Raw genomic sequence first — 23,154 nt, 5'->3', positions numbered from 1 at the left:
GTCAGTTTCCTTCCTGGATCGTCACGTTGCTGACGGTGCCGGAGATCCTGAGGATCAGCCGAGCGCCGGGCTGTCCCGTGTTGTAGTCGTTTTGCTGGGTTGTCATGCCGCCGTGGCTGCGGCCGCCCTCGTTCAGGTTTCCCATGGTCATATCCGCCTGGATCTGCACGGGCACGGTCTGCGGGATGACCACGGTCACGTTGCTCGCCGTGACGTCGATGGGGACCACGACGTCGGTGCCGAGCGGCGGGTTGAGTGCCAGCTTGGTGAGGTCGACGGTCCCCCTGCCGCCGGTGATCTCAAACCCGTTCCGGGCCTGCTCGATGCTGGCCGGGGACCAGTCGGCGTCCTGGAAGCGGAATCTGTCGCCGTTCGGGACCACGTTGAAGACTGCCCCGATGATCAGGGCCACCACCGCGAAGAACCCGAGGATGCCCGAGGTGCGGCCCCGGAGGCCGGCGAAGAGGATCCCGAGGCCCAGGACTGCTGCCCCGCTGGCCCACACGACGGCGTTGCTCGAGTCGCCGAGGTCGATCACGTTGGCGGCGTCGAGGGCCTTGATCCCGCCGCCGACGAGGAGCGCAAGCCCTGCGGTAACAGCCACGGCGGGGGCGCCGGGGCCAAGGTTGCGGGGCTTAGCGGGAGGAACGGGGCCGCCGGGACGGTAGCCGTTACCGGGCGGGGGCGTGGGGCCGGCTGGCGGAGGCCCGCCCCAGGCCGGACCGGCCACGGTGCCGCCATACGAGGTGCTGCCGTATGAGCTGCTCCCATAAGAGGTGCTCCCGGAGGAGGGGGTGGCGAAAGAGGCCGTGTTGGCTGCAGATGCCTGGCCCGGGCCTGCCGGCCCGGCCGGGTCTGCAAAATTCGTCGGGCCGCCGGGGTGGGCGTGCGCGGACATGAGTGGGGCTCCGTTCGGGGTTCGATTGCGTCGGATCAGGTAGTAGACGAGGTAGCCGATGCCGCCCAGCCAGAAGACGGTCCAGATGAAACCGCCGAAGCCGTGCCGGTCCCAGCCCCAAACGCCGCTGCCCAGGCCGGGCAGGCCGATCAGGGTGGTGATCAGTGCGCCGGTCATCCCGCCGCTCCACCGGCCTGCGGCAGCCTCCTGCACGTGGATCCGTCCGTCGGGTTCAGGCAGCAGCGCCCAGGCGAGGCCGTACAGGAGTACGCCGACTCCGGCGAAAATGGCCAGGACAATGAAGATGCCGCGGACGATCAGCGGGTCAACGCCCAGCCGCTGCGCGATGCCGCTGGCAACGCCGCCGACCCACCGGTCGCGTCCTCGGTAGATTCCCTGGCTCCTTACCCAGTCGAAAAATGACTGCGACTGGGCACCGTGCGGGGGCGGCGTCTCGCCATAGGGAGGCGTGGCGCCGTAGTACGGCGGAGGCGGAGGTGGAGGCGGGGGAAGCGTTCCGGACCAGCCCGGCTCGTCGGAATCGGCCGGAACGTCCAGCGGGACGGTGGGCGACGTGCCGCCCGGAACCTTCAGCGGAACGGTGGGCGACGTGCCGCCCGGAACACTGGCCGGCGTCTCGGAGTCGGCGGGAGAGGCTGCGGACGGACCAGTGCCTGCTGCGGGGCGGGACGGGTCCTGGCTTTCATCGGGGTGCGGGGTGTGCGGATTCATACTTCGATCCTCCCGGTCCCGGCCGCGGCGCTCTACTGGGGAACACCCTGAACTGTCCCTGAGTCAGCCCGGGTTCGGGCCGAAAACGGGTCCGGGGGACCCTGATCCATGCTTGGATTGATTCATGACAACCGCCGTTTCCCGCCCGCCGCTGGTCCGTGGCGGCGACCGCGTGATTGCCGGCGTCTGCGCCGGTCTCGCCCGCCACCTGGGCTGGCCGGTGCGGATGGTACGGATTGGAATGGCAGTGGCGGCGCTCGCCGGCGGCGCCGGCGTCGCTTTCTACGCCTGGCTCTGGATCATGGTGCCCACTGCCGACGAGAGCGCCAGGCGCAATGCCCGCCGGCCGGCGTCGCCCATTGCCCCGGCGGTAAGCGCACCGTTTGCCGGCCCCGACGCGGGTCAGTACCCGGGCGGCTACCAGGGTCCCGCAGCTGCGGACTCCAGCGTGGCGAACGTTCCCGCGCCCGACGCAACGCCCCAAGGGCCGGCCGTCGCGGCCACGGAGTCCTGGCCGAGCAGGGTCAAGAGTATGCCGTACGGCAAGGAGATCCTGCTGGGGTCCGGACTGCTGCTGGCCGCGGGAATCCTGATCGCCAGGATGCTCGGCTTTGACGTGCCGCTGGGGACCCTTATTCCGGTGGCCGCCATCCTGGGTGGCGCCGCGATCGCGTGGATGCAGTTGGACGAAACCCGGCGGGCGGGCCTCCTCGACAAGACCAAGGCCGACCAGGCCGGTGGTTGGGCCCGGCTCGCGGCCGGCCTGGCGCTTGTGGTTGCCGGCGTGCTGGTGATGGTGTCCGGCTCCGGATCGTGGGAGCAGACCTGGCTCGCGCTGCTGGCCTCCGTGGCGGTGCTCGGCGGCGTGGCCCTGGTGCTGCTGCCGTGGGGGCTTAAGTTCTGGCGAGACCTGGAGGCGGAGCGGTCCGGCCGCGTCCGCGCCACCGAGCGCGCCGAGATCGCCGCCCATCTGCACGACTCCGTCCTCCAGACGCTGGCCCTGATCCAGCGGCGCGCGGGCAACGAGCACGACGTCGTCCGGCTGGCCCGCGCGCAGGAACGCGAGCTGCGGGGCTGGCTGTACCGGGACCCGGGCAAGGAGGCCGGGCAGCTCTCGGAAGGCATCAAGGCGGCCGCGGCGGAAGTGGAAGATGCGCTGGGCCAGGCCGTCGAGGTCGTCAGCGTGGGGGACTGCGGCATGGCGGAACGGCACGAGGCCCTGGTCCAGGCTGCCCGTGAGGCGATGTTGAATGCCGCCCGCCACGGCGGCAGCGCCGTGTCCGTCTACCTGGAAGTCACTGACGGCGCCGCGGAGGTGTTCGTGAAGGACCGCGGACCCGGGTTCGATCCGGACTCAGTCTCCGCGGACCGGCTCGGTGTCCGCGAATCGATTATCGGACGGATGAACAGGCACGGCGGCACGGCCGCCATCATCAGCAGCCCGGACGGCACCGAAGTGCGGCTCAGGCTGCCGCTGGCCGCCAGCCCCGCGGCCGCTACGGGTGCCGCCGACAACGGAGAGGTAAGACTGTGAGCAACGCAGATACAGGAAACACGGCGCGGGCGATCCGCGTCGTGATTGTCGATGACCACGCGATTTTCCGGTCCGGCCTCAAGGCGGACCTGGATCCGGCCATTCTCGTTGCGGGCGAAGCCGGAACGGTCGAAGAAGCCGTTGCGGTCATCGCGGCGGTCCGCCCCGACGTCGTGCTGCTGGACGTCCATCTGCCAGGCGGACTCGGCGGCGGCGGGCGCGAGGTGATTGCCGGTTCCATCCCGCTGTTGGCGACCACGCGGTTCCTCGCCCTGAGCGTCTCGGACGCGGCGGAGGACGTCGTCTCGGTCATCCGGGCCGGCGCGCGCGGCTACGTCACCAAGACGATCTCAGGAGCGGAAATTTCCGACGCCGTGCGGCGCGTGGCCGGGGGCGACGCGGTGTTTTCGCCCCGGCTGGCGGGGTTTGTGCTGGATGCCTTCGGCACGGCGCCGGCGGACATCGCCGACGACGAACTGGACCGGCTCTCCGCCCGGGAGCTCGAGGTGATGCGGCTGATCGCCCGCGGCTACAGCTACAAGGAAGTCGCCAAGGAGTTGTTCATCTCAATCAAGACGGTTGAAACCCACGTTTCGGCGGTGCTGCGCAAACTCCAGCTCTCCAGCCGGCACGAACTGACCCGCTGGGCCGCCGAGCGGCGCCTGCTCTAAAACCGAGATGCGCTATCACTTTTGGTCCTTATCCGGGGCTGGATAAGGACCAAAAGTGACAGCGCAACGGGGTTGGAGCGGGACTACTTGGCCTTGCCGAGGAAGTCCTGGAGGCGGGCGACGCCGGTGGCCAGGTCCTCGTCGCCGAGGGCGTAGGACAGGCGGAGGTAGCCGGACGGGCCGAACGCCTCGCCCGGAACCACCGCCACCTCGACCTCGTCCAGAATCAGGGCGGCCAGCTCGGCCGACGTCGCCGGCCGGACCGGTCCGTTCGCGGAAGGGAGCTCCTTGCCCAGCAGCGCGCGGACGTCGGCGTAGACGTAGAACGCACCCTTCGGCGTCGGGCACTCGACACCCTCAATGGCATTCAGGCCCGCCACAATTGCCTTGCGCCGGCGGTCGAAGGCGAGCTTCATTTCGTCCACCGCGGTCAGCGGCCCGGAGACCGCCGCGATGGCGGCGACCTGGGGGATGTTCGAGACGTTGGACGTGGCGTGGGACTGCAGGTTCGTAGCGGCCTTGATGACGTCGGCCGGGCCGATCATCCAGCCCACCCGCCAGCCGGTCATGGCGTACGTCTTGGCGACGCCGTTGAGGATGACGACCTTATCGCCCAGTTCCGGGACTGCCGTGGCGATCGAGGTGAACGGCACGCCGTCGTACGTCAGGTGCTCATAGATCTCGTCGGTGACCACCCACAGGCCCTTCGCGGCCGCCCACTGGCCGATCTCCTTGACCTGCTCCGGTGAATACACGGCACCGGTGGGGTTGGACGGCGAGACGAACAGGAGGATCTTGGTGCGGTCAGTGACGGCGGCGTCCAACTGCTCCACGGTGACCAAGTATTCCTGTTCCGGTCCGGCAAACACCTCGACCGGCACGCCGCCGGCGAGACGGATGGCCTCCGGGTAGGTGGTCCAAAACGGGGTGGGGACGATGACTTCGTCGCCCGGATCCAGCAGCGTTGCGAAGGTGTTGTACACGGCTTGCTTGCCACCGTTGGTCACCAGCACCTGGGCGGCCTCGGCCTTGTAGCCGGAATCCCGGAACGTTTTGTCCGCGATGGCCTGCTTCAGTTCGGGCAGGCCGCCCGCGGGGGAGTAGCGGTGGTACTTCGGCTGGCTGGCGGCATCGATGGCGGCCTGCACGATGTAGCCGGGAGTCGGGAAATCCGGTTCGCCGGCGCCGAAGCCGATGACCGGCCGGCCGGCCGCCTTCAGCGCCTTCGCCTTCGCGTCGACGGCCAGTGTGGCGGATTCGGCAATCGCGGAGATGCGCTGTGAAATGCGGGCGGCAGGCATGGCGGGTCCATTCTTCGCTTGCAGCTGGAGGGCTGTTTGGGGGATTCGACGGAACCTACTCTATGCTGTTCAGCGGATCGCCCGGAGTGCCGGCGCGGAAATGTGACTGCGGGTAAGTCAGCTGGTTTCCGCGGCGCCTTTTCTCTGCGAGGCGGCGGTCCGGGAGAACCCGGTTCGACGTAGGCGCAGTTGTTGCGTAGACTGGTTCTCCGGTGTTGAAAACACGATGATGGTCTGCGCCTCAGGAAAGTCTGGGGAAGTGCGAGTCTGGGGTTTTCGATCCACCTAGGGTAGTGGCGCAATTGGTAGCGCAGCGGTCTCCAAAACCGCAGGTTGCAGGTTCGAGTCCTGTCTGCCCTGCGCAAGCTGTTCCGGGTCAACCGGAGCAAGCGCAGCAACCATGGTTCAGTTCAGAGCCGGGTATCCGACATTGCGAGGATGAGTGAGGATCAGGTGACCGAAACAGCTGCCAGCAGCTCCAAAGGCCGCCCCGCCAAGAACGCCGAAAAGGCCGGCTTCTTCGCTCGAATTGCGCTCTTCGTCCGCCAGGTAATCGGCGAGCTGAAGAAGGTCGTTGCACCGACCCGCAAGGAATTGATCAACTACACACTTGTGGTGCTGGTGTTCGTGGTCATCATGATGCTCATCGTCACCCTGCTGGACCTGGCCTTCGGGACCGGAGTTAGCTGGGTCTTCGGCGGCACGGCCCCCACGGACCGCTAACCCGACCGGTCCGCAGACCGCGTGGATATCCCCGGGAGACCGGTGCTTCCGCGGGGTGTGCGGAATTGAGTCATTTAAATAGGCATGTAAGGCAATGAGGAAGCAGGAGACCAAGTGTCTGAGCAGGAGCTCGAGGTAACTGAGACTGAGCTGGATAAGAGCCAGGACGCCGCGGTGGAAGCCGGGGAAGAGTCCGAGGCTGTGTCTGCTGCGCCCGAATCCGACGCCGCCGCTGAGGCAGATGCAGTAGCCGACGACGAAACCACCGACGCTGACGACGTTGAAGCTGCCGACGAAGCAGAAGCAGGCGAATCAGGCGACGTTCTCGCGGCCGCCGCTGCTGCCGCTGAAGTGGACCCGGCCGATGAGTTCAAGGCCAAGCTGCGCCGCCAGGAGGGTGACTGGTACGTCATCCACTCCTACGCCGGCTATGAAAACCGCGTCAAGGCCAACCTTGAAACCCGCATCCAGACCCTGGACATGGAAGATTACATCTTCGAGATCCAGGTGCCAATGGAAGAAGTCGTTGAGATCAAGAACGCTCAGCGCAAGGTCATCAACCGCGTCCGCATCCCCGGGTACGTGCTTGTCCGCATGGACCTGACCGACGCCTCCTGGGGCGCCGTCCGTCACACCCCCGGCGTCACCGGCTTCGTAGGCAACGCCCACAACCCGGTTCCGCTGCGCCTCGACGAGGTCTTCTCCATGCTCGCCCCGGTCTTCGAAGAAGAGCAGGCCGAGAAGGGCAAGCCCGTCAAGCACGCCGCCGCCCAGGTTGACGTCGACTTCGAGGTGGGCGAATCGGTCATCGTCAAGGAGGGTCCCTTCGAGACCCTTCCGGCCACGATCTCCGAGATCAAGGTGGATTCCCAGACCCTCGTGGTGCTGGTTTCCATCTTCGAGCGCGAAACTCCGGTCACGCTGGCGTTCAACCAGGTCAGCAAGATCTAGCTTTCCCCACAGAATTCGCCCCAGGCTGCCCGCTTAGCGGCCCCGGGGCGGCCGGCCGCCTTGCCATGGCGGCCACCAACCTGAGGCACGCTCCTGTGTCCCAGGACGCAATTGAGAGAAGGACCCTACATTGGCTCCCAAGAAGAAGGTCACCGGCCTCATCAAGCTGCAGATCCAGGCAGGTGCCGCTAACCCGGCCCCGCCGATCGGTCCTGCGCTTGGCCAGCACGGTGTCAACATCATGGAATTCTGCAAGGCGTACAACGCTGCGACGGAATCCCAGCGCGGCAACGTCATCCCGGTTGAGATCACGGTTTACGAGGACCGCTCGTTCACGTTCATCACCAAGACCCCGCCGGCTGCAGAGCTCATCAAGAAGGCTGCAGGCGTCGCCAAGGGTTCGCCCACCCCGCACACCGTCAAGGTTGCCAAGCTGACGCAGGCCCAGGTCAACGAGATCGCCACCACCAAGATGGAAGACCTCAACGCCACGAGCCTCGAAGGCGCCGCGAAGATCATCGCCGGTACCGCCCGTTCCATGGGTATCACTGTCGAAGGCTAATAGCCTTCACCGCCGGGCAACCGGCACCACCTAATCATTTGAGATGTTGGAAATCCGGTTCGGATAAAACCGCCGGAGTCCCGACTGTGGCAGGGCCCAGCGCGGTCCGCAGACCACAACTGCACAAGGAGAATAAGCAGCATGGCAAAGCGCAGCAAAGCATATGAGGCAGCCGCAGCCAAGATCGACGCGGAGAAGTTCTACGCGCCGTTCGAGGCAGTGACGCTGGCTAAGGACACCAACCCGTCCAAGTTCGACGCCACCGTTGAGGTTGCTTTCCGCCTGGGTGTAGACCCGCGTAAGGCTGACCAGATGGTCCGCGGCACCGTTAACCTGCCGCACGGCACCGGTAAGGTTGCCCGCGTCCTCGTCTTCGCAACGGGCGACAAGGCCGAAGCAGCAATCGCTGCCGGCGCCGACTTCGTTGGTTCCGATGACCTGATCGAAAAGATCGCAGCCGGCTGGACCGACTTCGATTCCGCCGTTGCTACCCCTGACCTCATGGGCAAGGTTGGCCGCCTCGGTAAGGTCCTGGGTCCGCGTAACCTGATGCCGAACCCGAAGACCGGCACCGTGACCGCTGACGTCGCCAAGGCCGTCAACGACATCAAGGGTGGCAAGATCGATTTCCGCGTCGACAAGCACTCGAACCTGCACTTCATCATTGGCAAGGTTTCGTTCGACGCCATCAAGCTGGCGGAGAACTACGCAGCAGCGCTGGAAGAGGTCCTTCGCCTCAAGCCGTCCGCTTCCAAGGGACGCTACATCCAGAAGGCCACCGTCGCCACCACGTTTGGCCCGGGCATCACGGTTGACCCCAACGTCACCAAGGTCCTGACCGAGGTCTAGTCCTCGACAGCCCAAGCTGAAAAGACCGTCCCGCAACCGCGGGGCGGTCTTTTCCGCGTTCCGCCCGCCGGTTAGGCTGTGCCGGTGACCACAGCGCCGTACCGCATCGAACAGCTCGCCCTGCCGGCATCGCTTGATTCCCCGGACGACGGCGACTTCCGGGCTGTCGGGGACCTGTGCGATGCCATCACGCTCGAAACCTGGGGCAACCTGGACCGGTCGGCCCCGCCCGCGGTCCGGCTTCAGGACTGGCGGGACAATGCCTACCGCACGGTCCGAGTCTTCTTCGTGCGCCAGGAAGGGCGGGTGGTCGGCAGTTCGTGGATCAGGTGCGAAGTCCGGGAGAACCTGCGCAGCGCCCTCTTGCACGTCCAAGTGCTGAATGCATTCACCGGCCGGGGGATCGGCCGGACGCTGCTGCAGCACGCTCAGGAGCTGGCCGCGGCCGAGGGCCGCACCATCCTGCAGAGCTTTACGGAACATCCCGCCAATTTCGACGTCGACGGTCCCGGCCGGCTCCGGCCGGCCACCGGAGCCGGATTCCTGCCCGCCGACGCGCGGGGTGTCCGCTTCGCGCTGGCGGCAGGCTATCGCCTCGAGCAGGTCGAACGCTTCAGCGTCCTTGATGTCCCGGCGCACGCCGGGACTTGGGATGGCCTGGAACGCGAGGCGGTGGCCAAGGCCGGGGAGGATTACGAGCTCCTCGGCTGGACGGGGACCTGCCCGGACGGGTACGTCGACGAGTTTGCCGTCCTGATGTCCCGGATGAGCACCGACGCGCCGACCGGAGAGCTGAGCTATGACGAGGAAACCTGGGACGTCGCCCGGGTTCGGCACGTCGAGGACAAGTGGAAGAAGGCAGGGATCGTGTCCCTCGTGGCCGCTGCCCGGCACCGGCCCAGCGGGAAGCTGGCCGCCTACTCGGTGCTACAGCTCACTCCCTCGAAACCCTGGCTGGCGGACCAGGACGACACCCTCGTCGCCAGGCCCCATCGCGGGCACCGGCTCGGCATGCTCGTGAAGCTGCTCAACCTCCGCCGCCTGCGCTCCGAATACCCGGACGTGGAACGCGTGATCACGTTCAACGCGGTCGAAAACGATCACATGCTGGCCATTAACATCGCGCTTGGGTTCCGTCCGGCGGGCTGGGACGGCGAGTGGCAGCGGACCGTCGCGACGTAACCCATGGAACAGCGGCCCAAACCGGCATATGCTGGCGGTCAAAGCCCGGCCTAAGCCGGGCTTCCGGCACCCTTAGTGGATGCAGAACGGCTGGGACGGTGCCCTCGATGGAAAATGACGTACGGATTGAGCAGCTTTGGATCCCCGACACCGTCGACGGACCGGACGCCGTGGATTTCCTTGCCGCGATAGAAGTGGGCCGCAAGGTGCGGATGCAGACCTGGGGGAGTGACGATCTCGCGTACGCGCCGCAGGAGAAGCTGCTCGAGATGGCGGACCCGTACGAACGCCAGGTGATCCTCGTGGCCAAGATCGGCAGCGAGATCGTCGGGACCGTGGACATTGCGCTGCCGCTCTCTGACAACCTCGATCTCGCCGAATTCACGCTCGACATCCTGCCGGAGTTCCAGGGCCGGGGCGTGGGCCGGCAACTGCTCGAAGCAGCCGAACATTTCGCCCGGGACGAGGGCAGGCACAGGATCCTGATCGACACGAACCATCCGGGAGCGTCCCTGGGCGACAGCGAGGCCGGGCAGCTCGTCCCCGGCAGCGGCCTCGGCTTCGTTCCGCTGGGCAGCCGCGAGGTGGAGTTCGCCCGGCACACCGGGTACACCCTGCAGCACATTGAAAAGTTCAGCGCCTGCGCCCTGCCGCTCGACACGAAGCTCGTCGCCGAGCTTGAGGCCGAGGCCGAGGAAGCCAACGGTGGCCGCTACCGCCTGCACCACTGGACCGACCGATGCCCTGACCAGTGGCTTGAGTTTGTCGCGTCGCTGGAAAACCGTGCCGGTGAAGACGGTGTGCCTGGAGCCGAAACGGAGGACATGGTATTCGACGGCGGCATCCTCCGGGAGGCCGAAGAAGTCGCTATCGCGCAGGGCCGCCGGACGGTAGTCACCGCTGTCGAAGATATCGCCACCGGCGAACTCGTCGGCCTGACCACCATCAGCGTGCTCGCGCTGCGCCCCGACGTCGTGTTCCAGGACGACACCGTGGTTCTGCAGGAGCACCGCGGCAACAAGCTCGGCCTGCTGATCAAGGTCGCCAACATGGTGCGGCTCTCAGAACAGTTCCCCGACGCCAGGGTCCTCTACACCTGGAACGCCCCGGAAAACCGCTACCTCCTCAAGGTCAACCAGCAGCTCGGTTTCACCACTGCGGGCGTGACCGGGATCTGGCAGAAGGAACTGCCGGACTTCGGGCCCAGCGTCAGCTGACCCCGGGCCCCGATTTGGCGCTTCCGTCCGGGACCCCGTAAGCTGGGAGGACCAAAGACCGTCGGTTGTTGGAAATCCACTCTCCCAAGCAAGACTCAATTCTGCAGTCGCGCCGGGAGGGCCAGTGGATCTCTGGACGAAGGACCCTGAACATAGGGCGGCCGGCGCAGGTGAACGAAGCAAAGCTCCGCGGTTCTGACCGCGTCGAGACAAGCCCCGTGCATCTGCGCGGGGCGTTTTTAGTTTTAGCTCTGTTGAGCGGGGACCGGGAAACACCGGCACTATCCCCGGAAGGAGGGTTATGGCAACGCCTAGCAAGGTTTCAGCAGTAGCTGAGATCACTAACGATTTCAAGGAATCGAACGCCGCTGTCCTGACCGAATACCGTGGGCTCACCGTTGCACAGCTCAAGCAGCTGCGTGTCTCTCTCGGCCAGGACACCAAGTTCTCGGTCGTAAAGAACACCCTGACCGCCATTGCAGCCAAGGAAGCTGGAGTTGAAGCATTCAACGACCAGCTCTCCGGCCCCACTGCAATCGCGTTCATCAAGGGTGACGCAGTTGCCGCTGCCAAGAGCCTGACGGATTTTGCCAAGGCCAACAAGCAGCTGGTTATCAAGACCGGTTACTTCGAGGGCAAGGCACTGAACGCGAGCGAAGTCGCTGCCCTGGCAGCACTCGAGTCCCGCGAGCTGCAGCTCGCCAAGGTTGCAGGCATCCTCAAGGCTCCTGCTGCCGCCGCTGCACGCATCATCGACGCACTGCGCCTCAAGCTTGAAGAAGAGAACGGTGCACCGGCAGCAGCCGAAGCACCCGCCGCTGAAGAAGCTCCGGCCGAAGCTGAGGCCCCGGCCGACGCTCCCGCAGCAGATGCAGCAGTAGCAGCCGAAGCTCCGGCCGACGCCGCAGCCCCCGAAGAGAAGTAACTCTCTTTCAAACCAGACTCCGGTGTGAAGGCAATGGCTCCGGCCGCCGAGCACCACTATAGGAAGGACGCCACACCATGGCGAAGCTCACCAACGAAGAGCTCATTGAAGCTTTCAAGGAACTGACCATCATCGAGCTCTCCGAGTTCGTCAAGCTCTTCGAAGAGACCTTCGAAGTTACCGCAGCCGCGGTTGCAGTTGCTGGCCCCGCCGGCGGCGGCGCTGCTGAAGAAGCAGAAGAGCAGACCGAATTCGACGTCGTCCTGGAGCACCCGGGCGACAAGAAGATCGCAGTGATCAAGGAAGTACGCGCCATCACTTCCCTGGGCCTCAAGGAAGCCAAGGACCTGGTTGACAGCGCTCCCAAGGCTGTTCTCGAAGGTGTCACCAAGGAAGCTGCCGAGAAGGCTGTTGCACAGCTCGAAGAAGCTGGCGCTCGCGTTACCCTCAAGTAACTCGCCGCTCCGGGAAGGGTCGGTATCGGCCTGTTCCCAGCTTGGTTTCGGGAAACCCCGTCCACTTCGGTGGGCGGGGTTTCCTGCGTTGTGGCACAGGGTTGCCAGCCTCGTCGGCCCGCTGCACCAATTCCGGGCCGGGGGAGTTAACCCGCCCGGGCTAGTTCGGTTCCGAGATGTCCGCGAGAACAGCGCCCAGGGCGGCCGTCAGCGCATCGGCGTCGACGAAGGCGCTGTAACCGTGTTCACCGGCGCCCATCGAAATCCGCCGGCCGCTGATGCTCCGGTCCGCATACACCGGCCAAGCCACCGTGCTGCCGAGCGGGGTGATGGTGCCGCGCTCGTAGCCGGTGGCCGCCAGGGCGACGTCCGCCGTCGGCAGCGACAGCTTGTTGACGCCCACCAGCGCCCGGAGCTTGGGCCAGGAAATCTGCCGGTCCCCGGGGATCAGGGCGAACAGGAAGCTCCCGTCCTTGCGCTTGACGACGAGGGACTTCACAATGTCCCCCGGCCGGATGCCGAGGATGCGTGCCGCCTCCTCGAGGCTGTTCGCGGCGAGGCGCTCGACGACGCTGACCTCCAGCCCGCGGGCGGCGGCGTCGGCGAGGAAACGCTCCCGGCCGTTTCCGCCGTCGGCTCCGGCCGGGCCGACGGCGGCTGGTCCCTTGTCCGTCACGACCGGCTCAGTCGCGGTACAGAAGCAGGGCCTCGCCCTGGCCCCCGCCGCCGCAGAGGGAGACGGCAGCCTTGCCGCTGCCCCGACGCTTCAGTTCATGCGCCGCGTGCAGCGCCAGCCGGGCGCCGGAGGCGCCGATCGGGTGCCCCAGGGCAATGGCCCCGCCGTGAAGGTTGCACTTCTCCAGCGGATACTCGAGATCCTTGAGGGACTGGACGGCCACGGAGCCGAAGGCCTCGTTGATTTCGATGAAGTCCAGGTCCGCGGCGGACCAGCCGGCCTTGCCCAGCGCGCTCTTGATGGCATTGGCGGGCTGGGAGTGCAGCGAGTTGTCGGGCCCGGCCACCTGCCCGGGCTTGCCGACCACGGCAAGGTAATCCAGCCCGTTGTCCTCGGCGAACTTCCGCGAGCAGAGCACGAGGGCCGCGGCGCCGTCGGACAGGGGAGAGGAGTTGCCTGCGGTGATTGTCCCGTCGGTGACGAAGGCCGCCCGCAGTCCGGCCAGTGACTGCACCGTCGTGTTGGGGCGGATGCCTTCGTCGGCCTCCACGACGACCGGATCGCCCTTGCGCTGCTTGACGCTGATCGGGGCAATCTCGCCGTCGAACACGCCGTCCTTCGCCGCCCGGGCAGCGCGCTGGTGCGAGGCGGCCGCAACCTCATCCTGCGAAGTGCGGTCGATGCCCAGGACGAGGTTCTTGCTCTCGGTCGACAGGCCCATGGACTGGCCGTCGAAGGCGTCGGTCAGGCCGTCGTGGGCGGCGACGTCGAGCGCCTGCACGGTTCCGTACGTCCAGCCCTGCCGGGATCCGGGAAGGATGTGCGGGGCACGGGTCATGGATTCCTGGCCGCCGGCGACGACCACCGTGGCGTCGCCGCCGCGGATCATCCGGGCCGCGTCAATCACGGCGGTGAGGCCGGAGAGGCAGACCTTGTTGATGGTCACGGTGGGGACGTTCCAGCCGATGCCGGCGGCGATGGCGCTCTGGCGGGCGGGGTTCTGGCCCGCACCGGCCTGCAGCACCTGACCCATAATGACAGAGTCCACCTGATCGGCTTTCACCCCGCAGGCAGCCAGCGCCGCCCGGATGGCGTGGGCGCCGAGCTCCACGGCCGTGAAGCTGGCCAGCTGGCCATTGAGGCGGCCCAGGGGCGTGCGGGAAGCGGCGAGGATGACAACATCGTTGTTGTCCGCGGAGTTGCTCATGGTTTCTCTTCCGATCATTTTCGAGTTAAACCTAGGTTATCGTGAGCCAGATCACCGAGCCACACGATTCCGATCGGGCCGGCGGCGCCGCCGGGCAGCCAGTGGGCCGCGGACGGCAGCCGGTGCTTGCAATCGGAACGGAAGTGGGGTAGACAAGTAGGTTGCTTTGCCGTATCGTAGATATTTGCGTCTTCCCTGTTTACCTTCAGCCTTCATATAGCGGTGGGCTTAGCCTGGCAGCTGCGCCATCAATGTGCCGTCAACAACGGCACCAACATGGACAGCGCGGGTCCCGGGTCATATAGCGGAACCGGACTGGTAGCACTGCGGAGTCACTCTGCAGGGTGCATAACGGGGGAGATCTGAAAACGCCTGAAGGTCTGTGGAAGGATCCCTCTTGGTCGCCTCGAGCACCTCTAATGTAAACAACGCTGCAACCGCTATCAATGCCGAAAGCACCGACGGTGCAACCCGGCGGCTCTCATTCGCAAAGATTCACGAACCTCTTGACGTTCCGAATCTGCTTGCCCTGCAAACGGACAGCTTCGACTGGCTGGTCGGAAACGAACGCTGGCAGGCCCGCGTCGCGAAGGCCGTCGAAGAAAGCGACCTGAGCGTCGCCACCTCCTCCGGTCTTTCCGACATCTTCGAAGAAATCTCCCCGATCGAGGATTTCCAGGGCACCATGTCCCTGAGCTTCTCCGAGCCGGAGTTCGCTGACCCGAAGTACACCATGGCCGAGTGCAAGGACCGGGACGCTACCTACTCGGCTCCGCTGTACGTTAAAGCCGAATTCATGAACAACAACACGGGCGAAATCAAGCAGCAGACCGTGTTCATGGGTGACTTCCCGCTGATGACCGAAAAGGGCACCTTCGTCGTCAACGGCACCGAGCGTGTTGTCGTCTCCCAGCTGGTCCGCTCCCCGGGCGCGTACTTCGAGCGCACCGCCGACAAGACCAGCGACAAGGACATCTTCACTGCGAAGATCATCCCGTCCCGCGGCGCCTGGTTCGAACTCGAAATCGACAAGCGCGACCAGGTCGGCGTTCGCCTCGACCGCAAGCGCAAGCAGTCCGTCACGGTGCTGCTGAAGGCCCTCGGCTGGACCGAAGGCCAGATCCTCGAAGAGTTCGGCCAGTACGACTCCATGCGCGCAACGCTGGAGAAGGACGCCACCGAAACCCGGGAAGATGCCTTGCTGGACATCTACCGGAAGCTGCGACCGGGCGAGCCGCCCACGGTCGAGGCTGCCCAGTCCCTGCTGGACAACCTGTACTTCAACTCCAAGCGCTACGATCTGGCCAAAGTCGGCCGCTACAAGATCAACCGCAAGCTTGGCATCGACCGCTCCCTTGGTGACAAGGAAGCCTCCGTGCTGCACGTTGAAGACATCGTCGCCATGATCAAGTTCCTCGTTGCGCTGCACGCCGGTGAGAAGACCCTCACGGGCAAGCGCGACGGCCAGGACCACGAGCTGCGCGTTGAGATCGATGACATCGACCACTTCGGCAACCGCCGCATCCGCGCCGTCGGCGAGCTCATCGAGAACCAGGTCCGCACCGGCCTGTCCCGCATGGAGCGCGTTGTCCGCGAGCGTATGACGACCCAGGACGTCGAGGCCATCACGCCGCAGACCCTGATCAACATCCGCCCCGTCGTTGCAGCCATCAAGGAGTTCTTCGGAACTTCCCAGCTGTCACAGTTCATGGACCAGAACAACCCGCTCTCCGGCCTGACCCACAAGCGTCGTCTGTCCGCGCTGGGCCCGGGCGGTCTGTCCCGTGACCGCGCAGGCATGGAAGTCCGAGACGTTCACCCGTCGCACTACGGACGCATGTGCCCCATCGAAACTCCTGAAGGCCCGAACATCGGCCTGATCGGATCGCTGGCTTCCTACGGACGGATCAACCCGTTCGGCTTCATCGAGACCCCCTACCGTCTCGTGTCCGAAGGTGTTGTCTCCGATGAGGTCCAGTACCTGACGGCCGACGACGAGGCCGAGGTCCTGATCGCACAGGCCAACGCTCCGCTGGACGAGAACAAGAAGTTCGCCGAAGAGACCGTTCTGGTCCGCGCCCGTGGTGGTGGAGGCGAGCCCGTGCTGGTTCCCGCCGCCGACGTCGAGTTCATGGACGTTTCCCCGCGCCAGATGGTGTCCGTGGCAACCGCCCTGATCCCGTTCCTCGAGCATGACGATGCAAACCGCGCACTCATGGGTGCCAACATGCAGCGCCAGGCCGTGCCGCTGGTCCGCTCCGAGGCGCCGTTCGTCGGCACCGGCATGGAGCGCGCCGCAGCTGTGGACGCCGGTGACGTCACCATCGCCAAGAAGGCAGGTGTGGTTACCGAGGTCTCCGCCGAGCTCGTCATCATGCTCAACGACGACGGTACGGAAACCAACTACCGGATCAATAAGTTCGCACGTTCCAACCAGGGCAACTGCTACAACAACCGTGTCCTGGTGAGCGAAGGCCAGCGCCTCGAAGTCGGCGGGATCATCGCCGACGGCCCGGCAACGGACCAGGGTGAACTTGCCCTCGGAAAGAACCTGCTCGTGGCATTCATGTCGTGGGAAGGCCACAACTTCGAGGATGCCATCATCCTGTCCCAGCGCATCGTGGCTGAGGACGTCCTTTCCTCCATCCACATCGAGGAGCACGAGATCGATGCCCGCGACACCAAGCTTGGTGCCGAGGAAATCACCCGTGACATCCCGAACGTGTCCGAGGAAGTCCTGGCAGGCCTGGACGAGCGCGGCATCATCCACATCGGTGCTGAAGTTGAAGCCGGCGACATCCTGGTCGGAAAGGTCACGCCCAAGGGCGAGACCGAGCTGACCCCGGAAGAGCGCCTGCTGCGCGCCATCTTCGGTGAGAAGTCCCGCGAAGTGCGCGACACCTCCCTGAAGGTTCCGCACGGCGAGTCCGGCACCGTGATCGGTGTCCGCGTCTTCGACCGCGACAACGATGACGAGCTGCCCCCGGGTGTTAACCAGCTGGTGCGTGTCTACGTCGCTGCCAAGCGTAAGATCACCGACGGCGACAAGCTCGCCGGCCGTCACGGCAACAAGGGTGTCATTTCCAAGATCCTCCCGATCGAGGACATGCCCTTCCTTGCCGACGGTACCCCCGTTGATATCGTCCTGAACCCGCTGGGTGTTCCGGGCCGTATGAACGTCGGCCAGGTGCTCGAAACCCACCTCGGCTGGGTTGCCAAGACCGGCTGGAAGATCGAAGGCGAGCCCGAGTGGGTCAAGCAGCTGCCGAACCTGCCGCGCGAGAGTGGCTCGACCACTGTTGCAACGCCGGTGTTCGACGGTGCCCGTGAAGAAGAAATCACCGGCCTGCTCGACTCCACCAACGTCACCCGCGACGGCGACCGCCTGATCAACTCCTCCGGCAAGACCCGCCTGTTCGACGGCCGCTCCGGCGAGCCGTTCCCGGATCCGATCTCGGTCGGCTACATGTACATCCTGAAGCTCCACCACCTGGTGGACGACAAGATCCACGCGCGCTCCACCGGCCCGTACTCCATGATCACGCAGCAGCCGCTGGGTGGTAAGGCACAGTTCGGTGGCCAGCGCTTCGGTGAAATGGAAGTTTGGGCGCTCGAAGCTTACGGTGCCGCCTACACGCTCCAGGAACTCCTCACGATCAAGTCGGATGACATCCATGGTCGTGTGAAGGTCTACGAAGCCATCGTCAAGGGCGAGAACATCCCGGAGCCGGGCGTTCCTGAGTCCTTCAAGGTCTTGATCAAGGAAATGCAGTCGCTGTGCCTGAACGTGGAAGTGCTTTCCACGGACGGAACCACAATTGAAATGCGTGACTCTGATGACGCAGTCTTCACGGCTGCGGAAGAACTGGGCATCGATCTGTCTCGTGCAGAGCCCAGTTCCGTAGAAGAGGTCTAAGGAGTCCGACGACGGCGGGCCGTACGTCCGCCGTCGTCCTCCTTCCTCATTCCGCACCCAAGACTTCAGAATTTAGAGAACAAGAGAGAACAGGGACCATATGTCCAGCGAATCCTCCTTCGGCCTCATGCAGATCGGCCTCGCCACCGCGGAAGACATCCGTGGCTGGTCTTACGGCGAGGTTAAGAAGCCGGAAACCATTAACTACCGCACGCTCAAGCCTGAGAAGGACGGCCTCTTCTGCGAGAAGATCTTCGGCCCGTCCCGCGACTGGGAGTGCTACTGCGGTAAGTACAAGCGCGTGCGCTTCAAGGGCATCATCTGCGAGCGGTGTGGCGTTGAGGTCACCCGTGCGAAGGTGCGCCGTGAGCGCATGGGCCACATCGAACTGGCCGCCCCGGTCACGCATATCTGGTACTTCAAGGGTGTCCCGTCCCGCCTGGGCTACCTCCTTGACCTGGCACCGAAGGACCTCGAAAAGGTCATCTACTTCGCCGCCTACATGATCACGAGCGTCGACGCCGACAGCCGCCACGAAGAACTGCCCAACCTCCAGGTTGAGCACGACATCGAGAAGAAGCAGCTGATCGACAACCGCGACTCGGACATCGCCACGATCGCCCGCGACCTCGAGAACGAGCTTGCCCGTCTCGAAGGCGAAGGCGCCAAGGCTGCCGACAAGAAGAAGGCCCGCGACTCGGCCGACCGCCAGATGGCTAACGTCCGCAAGCGCGCGGATGCTGAAATCGAGCGCCTCGAGCAGGTCTGGGACCGCTTCAAGAACCTCAAGGTCGCCGACCTCGAAGGTGACGAAGGCCTGTACCGCGAACTGCGCGACCGCTACGGCATGTACTTCGAAGGCTCCATGGGTGCCGAGGCCATCAAGAAGCGTCTTGAGAACTTCGACATGCAGGCCGAGTCCGACATGCTGCGCGACATCATCGCCAACGGCAAGGGCCAGCGCAAGACCCGCGCCCTGAAGCGGCTCAAGGTGGTCAACGCGTTCCTGACGACCAACAACAGCCCGCTCGGCATGGTGCTGGACGCCGTCCCGGTGATCCCGCCGGAACTGCGCCCGATGGTCCAGCTGGACGGTGGCCGCTTCGCGACCTCCGACCTCAACGACCTCTACCGCCGCGTGATCAACCGCAACAACCGTCTCAAGCGACTGCTTGATCTCGGTGCCCCGGAGATCATCGTCAACAACGAGAAGCGCATGCTTCAGGAAGCTGTTGACAGCCTCTTCGACAACGGCCGCCGCGGCCGTCCGGTCACCGGACCGGGCAACCGTCCGCTGAAGTCCCTGAGCGACATGCTCAAGGGCAAGCAGGGCCGTTTCCGCCAGAACCTCCTCGGCAAGCGCGTCGACTACTCCGGCCGTTCGGTCATCGTCGTCGGCCCGCAGCTGAAGCTGCACCAGTGTGGCCTGCCGAAGCAGATGGCGCTGGAGCTCTTCAAGCCGTTCGTGATGAAGCGCCTGGTTGACCTCAACCACGCGCAGAACATCAAGTCGGCCAAGCGGATGGTCGAACGTTACCGCCCGCAGGTCTGGGATGTCCTCGAAGAGATCATCACAGAGCACCCCGTGTTGCTGAACCGTGCACCCACCCTGCACCGTCTCGGCATCCAGGCGTTCGAACCGCAGCTTGTTGAAGGTAAGGCAATCCAGCTCCACCCGCTGGTCTGTGGCGCCTTCAACGCTGACTTCGACGGCGACCAGATGGCAGTCCACCTGCCGCTGAGCCCCGAAGCCCAGGCCGAGGCGCGCATCCTGATGCTGTCCTCGAACAACATCCTGAAGCCGTCCGACGGCCGCCCGGTGACGCTGCCTTCGCAGGATATGATCATCGGCCTCTACCACCTGACCACCAAGCGTGTCGGTTCAGCTGGCGAAGGCCGGATCTTCTCCTCCGTTTCGGAAGCCATCATGGCCTACGACCTGCACGAGCTGCACCTGAACTCCCAGGTCAAGATCCGTCTTGAGGGCTTCGTTCCTTACGCCGGCTGGGAAGCTCCGGAAGGCTGGGAGCCGGGTCAGACCGCTCTCGTCCAGACCTCCCTGGGCCAGGTTCTCTTCAACGAGACCCTGCCCGCGGACTACCCCTGGGTCGAGGATGTTGCCGACAAGGGCGAGCTGTCCCGGATCGTCAACGACCTCGCCGAGCGCTACCCGAAGGTGATCACGGCGGCGACGCTGGACAACCTGAAGGATGCCGGTTTCTACTGGGCCACCCGCTCCGGCGTCACCGTGGCCATCTCCGACATCGAGGTGCCCCAGGACAAGCCGCGGATCCTCGCCGGTTACGAGACCATGGCTGCCAAGATCCAGGGCCAGTACGACAAGGGCCTGATCGACGACGACGAGCGTCGCCAGGAACTGATCGAGATCTGGAACAAGGCAACGAACGAGATCGCCCAGGCGATGCGCGACAGCCTGTCTCCGATGAACACCATCAACCGCATGGTGTCCTCCGGTGCACGTGGTAACTGGATGCAGGTACGTCAGATCGCGGGTATCCGTGGCCTGGTGGCCAACCCTAAGGGTGAGATCATCCCGCGTCCGATCAAGTCCTCCTACCGCGAGGGCCTGTCGGTGCTGGAATACTTCATCGCCACGCACGGTGCCCGTAAGGGTCTGGCCGACACCGCGCTGCGTACCGCCAACTCGGGTTACCTGACCCGTCGTCTGGTGGACGTCTCGCAGGACGTCATTGTCCGTGAAGAGGACTGCGGCACCGAGCGCGGCCTGGTCACGGCGATCGCCGTGGCCGACGCCAACGGCGAGCTGGTCCTGGACGAGAACGTCGAGAACAGCGCTTACGCCCGTACCTTGGCCGTGGATGTCGTTGACTCCAAGGGCAACGTCCTGGCCGCCGGCGGCACTGACTGCGGCGACGTCGTCATTGCCGAGCTGTTCGCAGCGGGCATCACCGAGGTCAAGGTCCGCTCCGTACTCACCTGTGAGTCCAGCGTCGGTACCTGCGCCCTGTGCTACGGCCGTTCGCTGGCCACGGGCAAGACCGTCGACATCGGTGAGGCAGTCGGTATCATCGCCGCACAGTCCATCGGTGAGCCGGGCACCCAGCTGACCATGCGTACCTTCCACACCGGTGGCGCTGTTTCCTCCAGCGGTGGAGACGACATCACCCAGGGTCTGCCCCGTATCCAGGAGCTCTTCGAAGCCCGTACTCCGAAGGGTGTCGCACCGATTGCAGAAGCAGCCGGCCGCATCACCATCGAAGAGTCCGAGCGCCAGATGCGCCTGGTCATCACCCCGGATGACGGGTCCGAAGAGATCGCCTACCCGGTGCTGCGCCGTTCACGTCTTCTGATCGAAGACGGCGAGCACGTCAGCGTCGGACAGAAGCTCATCAACGGTCCGGTCGACCCCAAGCAGGTTCTGCGCATCATGGGTCCCCGTGCCGCGCAGAAGTTCCTGGTGGACGAAGTCCAGGGCGTGTACCGCAGCCAGGGCATCGGTATCCACGACAAGCACGTCGAGGTTATCGTCCGCCAGATGCTGCGCCGCGTCACGGTCATCGAGTCCGGCGATTCGGATCTGCTGCCCGGCGAGCTCGCCGAGCGCAGCCGCTTCGAGGATGCCAACCGCCGCGTTGTCTCTGAGGGCAAGACGCCGGCTTCCGGCCGTCCTGAGCTCATGGGCATCACGAAGGCGTCCCTGGCGACCGAGTCCTGGCTGTCCGCCGCTTCCTTCCAGGAGACCACCCGCGTCCTGACGCAGGCGGCCATGGAAGGCAAGAGCGATCCGCTGCTCGGCCTCAAGGAGAACGTCATCATCGGTAAGCTGATCCCGGCCGGCACGGGTCTCCCGCGCTACACCGAGATCGCGGTGGAGCCGACTGAAGAAGCAAAGGCCAATCTGTTCACCGGCCCCAGCGCCTTCAGCGACTTCTCCTACGATTCCCTGGGCGGCGACGGAGCTCCTGAGTTCCACGCCATCCCGCTGGATGACTACGACCTGGGCAACGACTTCCGCTAGCCGTTAGGCCGGCGAGAGCCAACCAAGGGATGGTCCCGCACCGCAAGGTGGGGGACCATCCCCGTTTAACGATCGATTGCTGAGCAAAGGCCCTTATGGAGGGTCTAAAGGGCGTTTGCTCAGCAATGGATGGGGATTCGGTGGCCGAGCTTGCGGGGCGAGAGGGCGGTGAGGGGCCCGGAATCCCCGCCGATTAAGGGCTCGGAGCCGTCCGTGTTAGACTTGAGACTAATTGTTATTGTGGCAGTGGATGAGTGCGCCGGTTGAGCTGAAAGGCTCCACCAGGACGACGTTTCCGGTTTGCAGGGTTCTTGTGCAACGTATGCCACATTTTCGCATGCCTAGGGGCAGTTCAGGATGGAAGTCCGCGGATCCCGGCATGCGGTCCGACTATTAAGGCTTCGCCTCAGCCGCTATGGAGAGATCTTCAGAGCTCGAGCGGCGGGGCGCAGCGACAAGAGAGCGGCTGCCAACGGCCGCTCCGGATAAAACGGAGAACACGAGAGTGCCTACGATTAACCAGCTGGTCCGTAAGGGCCGCACGCCGAAGGTCAAGAAGACCAAGGCCCCCGCGCTTAACGGCAGCCCGATGCGCCGCGGTGTTTGCACCCGCGTGTACACCACGACCCCGAAGAAGCCGAACTCGGCTCTGCGTAAGGTTGCCCGTGTGCGCCTCAACGGTGGCGTTGAAGTCACCGCTTACATCCCCGGTGTAGGCCACAACCTCCAGGAGCACTCCATTGTGCTCGTACGTGGCGGCCGCGTTAAGGACCTTCCGGGTGTCCGTTACAAGATCGTCCGTGGCGCCCTCGATACACAGGGTGTCAAGAACCGTAAGCAGGCTCGTAGCCGCTACGGCGCAAAGATGGAGAAGAAGTAATATGCCTCGCAAGGGTCCGGCCCCCAAGCGGCCGCTAGTTCTAGATCCCGTTTACGGCTCCCCGCTGGTCACCCAGCTGATCAACAAGGTGCTGGTTGACGGCAAGAAGTCCACCGCAGAGCGCATCGTTTACGGTGCCCTCGAAGGTGCTCGTGCCAAGTCCGGCGGCGACCCCGTTGCAGCCCTCAAGAAGGCCATGGAGAATGTCAAGCCTTCCCTCGAGGTCCGCTCCCGCCGCGTCGGTGGCGCCACCTACCAGGTTCCCGTTGAGGTCAAGCCGGGCCGCTCCACCGCCCTCGCACTGCGCTGGCTGGTCGGCTACTCCAAGGCCCGCCGCGAGAAGACGATGACCGAGCGCCTCCAGAACGAGATCCTGGATGCCTCCAACGGTCTCGGTGCCGCTGTGAAGCGTCGCGAAGACACCCACAAGATGGCCGAGTCCAACAAGGCCTTCGCACACTACCGCTGGTAATAC

18 protein-coding genes and 1 tRNA gene are annotated in these 23,154 nt (G+C 64.9%); 15 read left to right on the top strand and 4 right to left on the bottom strand.

The features are described from left to right. Position 1 precedes the first annotated feature (1 nt). A complete protein-coding gene (locus OM977_RS15155; protein ID WP_264354725.1) occupies positions 2 to 1,630 on the bottom strand; it encodes a PspC domain-containing protein in 1,629 nt (542 codons plus the stop codon). Positions 1,631 to 1,754: 124 nt separating this feature from the next. Here OM977_RS15155 and OM977_RS15150 point away from each other — a divergent pair, with 124 nt between their 5' ends. Together OM977_RS15150 and OM977_RS15145 are read left to right on the top strand one after the other, a co-directional pair. After that, positions 1,755 to 3,164, top strand: a complete 1,410-nt coding sequence (locus OM977_RS15150; RefSeq protein WP_264354724.1) for an ATP-binding protein — start codon at positions 1,755 to 1,757, stop codon at positions 3,162 to 3,164. Then, the gene (locus OM977_RS15145; RefSeq protein ID WP_264354723.1) at positions 3,161 to 3,835 is read left to right on the top strand and encodes a LuxR C-terminal-related transcriptional regulator; all 675 of its coding nucleotides are present in this window, start codon (positions 3,161 to 3,163) and stop codon (positions 3,833 to 3,835) included. Before OM977_RS15150 ends, OM977_RS15145 begins: the two co-directional genes overlap by 4 nt. Before the next feature lie 83 nt (positions 3,836 to 3,918). Here OM977_RS15145 and OM977_RS15140 read toward each other — a convergent pair whose 3' ends face one another. Next, positions 3,919 to 5,136, bottom strand: coding sequence for a pyridoxal phosphate-dependent aminotransferase (locus tag OM977_RS15140; protein WP_264354722.1), 1,218 nt, complete (start codon positions 5,134 to 5,136; stop codon positions 3,919 to 3,921). A gap of 287 nt (positions 5,137 to 5,423) precedes the next feature. Here OM977_RS15140 and OM977_RS15135 point away from each other — a divergent pair. The 9 genes from OM977_RS15135 to rplL all read left to right on the top strand — a co-directional run bounded on the left by OM977_RS15135 (position 5,424) and on the right by rplL (position 12,000). Next, positions 5,424 to 5,496: transfer RNA gene (locus tag OM977_RS15135), tRNA-Trp, on the top strand. A 78-nt stretch (positions 5,497 to 5,574) separates the two neighbouring features. Next, positions 5,575 to 5,859, top strand: coding sequence for a preprotein translocase subunit SecE (gene secE, locus OM977_RS15130; protein WP_264354721.1), 285 nt, complete (start codon positions 5,575 to 5,577; stop codon positions 5,857 to 5,859). Positions 5,860 to 5,973: 114 nt separating this feature from the next. Continuing rightward, the gene (nusG, locus tag OM977_RS15125; protein ID WP_264354720.1) at positions 5,974 to 6,810 is read left to right on the top strand and encodes a transcription termination/antitermination protein NusG; all 837 of its coding nucleotides are present in this window, start codon (positions 5,974 to 5,976) and stop codon (positions 6,808 to 6,810) included. Positions 6,811 to 6,940: 130 nt separating this feature from the next. After that, a complete protein-coding gene (rplK, locus tag OM977_RS15120) occupies positions 6,941 to 7,372 on the top strand; it encodes a 50S ribosomal protein L11 (RefSeq protein ID WP_248759567.1) in 432 nt (143 codons plus the stop codon). A 141-nt stretch (positions 7,373 to 7,513) separates the two neighbouring features. After that, positions 7,514 to 8,221 carry a 50S ribosomal protein L1 gene (rplA, locus tag OM977_RS15115; RefSeq protein WP_264354719.1) on the top strand — a complete coding sequence of 236 codons (708 nt, stop codon included), beginning with the start codon at positions 7,514 to 7,516 and terminating at the stop codon, positions 8,219 to 8,221. Positions 8,222 to 8,305: 84 nt separating this feature from the next. Next, positions 8,306 to 9,403, top strand: coding sequence for a GNAT family N-acetyltransferase (locus tag OM977_RS15110; RefSeq protein WP_264354718.1), 1,098 nt, complete (start codon positions 8,306 to 8,308; stop codon positions 9,401 to 9,403). Between the two features lie 107 nt (positions 9,404 to 9,510). Beyond that, the gene (locus tag OM977_RS15105; RefSeq protein ID WP_264354717.1) at positions 9,511 to 10,620 is read left to right on the top strand and encodes a GNAT family N-acetyltransferase; all 1,110 of its coding nucleotides are present in this window, start codon (positions 9,511 to 9,513) and stop codon (positions 10,618 to 10,620) included. 301 nt (positions 10,621 to 10,921) lie between these two features. After that, a complete protein-coding gene (rplJ, locus tag OM977_RS15100) occupies positions 10,922 to 11,545 on the top strand; it encodes a 50S ribosomal protein L10 (RefSeq protein WP_264354716.1) in 624 nt (207 codons plus the stop codon). 77 nt (positions 11,546 to 11,622) lie between these two features. Continuing rightward, complete coding sequence (gene rplL, locus OM977_RS15095; RefSeq protein WP_264354715.1) at positions 11,623 to 12,000, top strand: 50S ribosomal protein L7/L12; 378 nt, start codon at positions 11,623 to 11,625, stop codon at positions 11,998 to 12,000. 160 nt (positions 12,001 to 12,160) lie between these two features. Here the strand turns inward: rplL and OM977_RS15090 are convergent, their stop codons facing one another. Together OM977_RS15090 and OM977_RS15085 are read right to left on the bottom strand one after the other, a co-directional pair. Then, positions 12,161 to 12,676, bottom strand: a complete 516-nt coding sequence (locus tag OM977_RS15090) for an aminoacyl-tRNA deacylase (RefSeq protein ID WP_264354714.1) — start codon at positions 12,674 to 12,676, stop codon at positions 12,161 to 12,163. Positions 12,677 to 12,683: 7 nt separating this feature from the next. Next, entirely contained in the window at positions 12,684 to 13,883 is a 1,200-nt protein-coding gene (locus tag OM977_RS15085) for an acetyl-CoA C-acetyltransferase (protein WP_264354713.1), read from the bottom strand. A 397-nt stretch (positions 13,884 to 14,280) separates the two neighbouring features. Between OM977_RS15085 and rpoB the strand changes: the two genes are divergently transcribed. The 4 genes from rpoB to rpsG all read left to right on the top strand — a co-directional run bounded on the left by rpoB (position 14,281) and on the right by rpsG (position 23,151). Further along, positions 14,281 to 17,799 carry a DNA-directed RNA polymerase subunit beta gene (gene rpoB / locus OM977_RS15080; RefSeq protein ID WP_264354712.1) on the top strand — a complete coding sequence of 1,173 codons (3,519 nt, stop codon included), beginning with the start codon at positions 14,281 to 14,283 and terminating at the stop codon, positions 17,797 to 17,799. Between the two features lie 100 nt (positions 17,800 to 17,899). Next, positions 17,900 to 21,799, top strand: coding sequence for a DNA-directed RNA polymerase subunit beta' (locus OM977_RS15075; protein ID WP_264354711.1), 3,900 nt, complete (start codon positions 17,900 to 17,902; stop codon positions 21,797 to 21,799). A gap of 505 nt (positions 21,800 to 22,304) precedes the next feature. Next, complete coding sequence (gene rpsL / locus OM977_RS15070) at positions 22,305 to 22,679, top strand: 30S ribosomal protein S12 (RefSeq protein WP_011692814.1); 375 nt, start codon at positions 22,305 to 22,307, stop codon at positions 22,677 to 22,679. 1 nt (position 22,680) lies between these two features. Further along, the gene (gene rpsG / locus OM977_RS15065; RefSeq protein ID WP_011692813.1) at positions 22,681 to 23,151 is read left to right on the top strand and encodes a 30S ribosomal protein S7; all 471 of its coding nucleotides are present in this window, start codon (positions 22,681 to 22,683) and stop codon (positions 23,149 to 23,151) included. Positions 23,152 to 23,154 lie beyond the last annotated feature (3 nt).

This window comes from Pseudarthrobacter sp. MM222 (assembly GCF_947090775.1).
GTDB lineage: Bacteria > Actinomycetota > Actinomycetes > Actinomycetales > Micrococcaceae > Arthrobacter.
The sequence above is the reverse complement of the archived record's forward strand: the minus strand, read 5'-3'. Positions and strand labels throughout refer to the sequence as shown.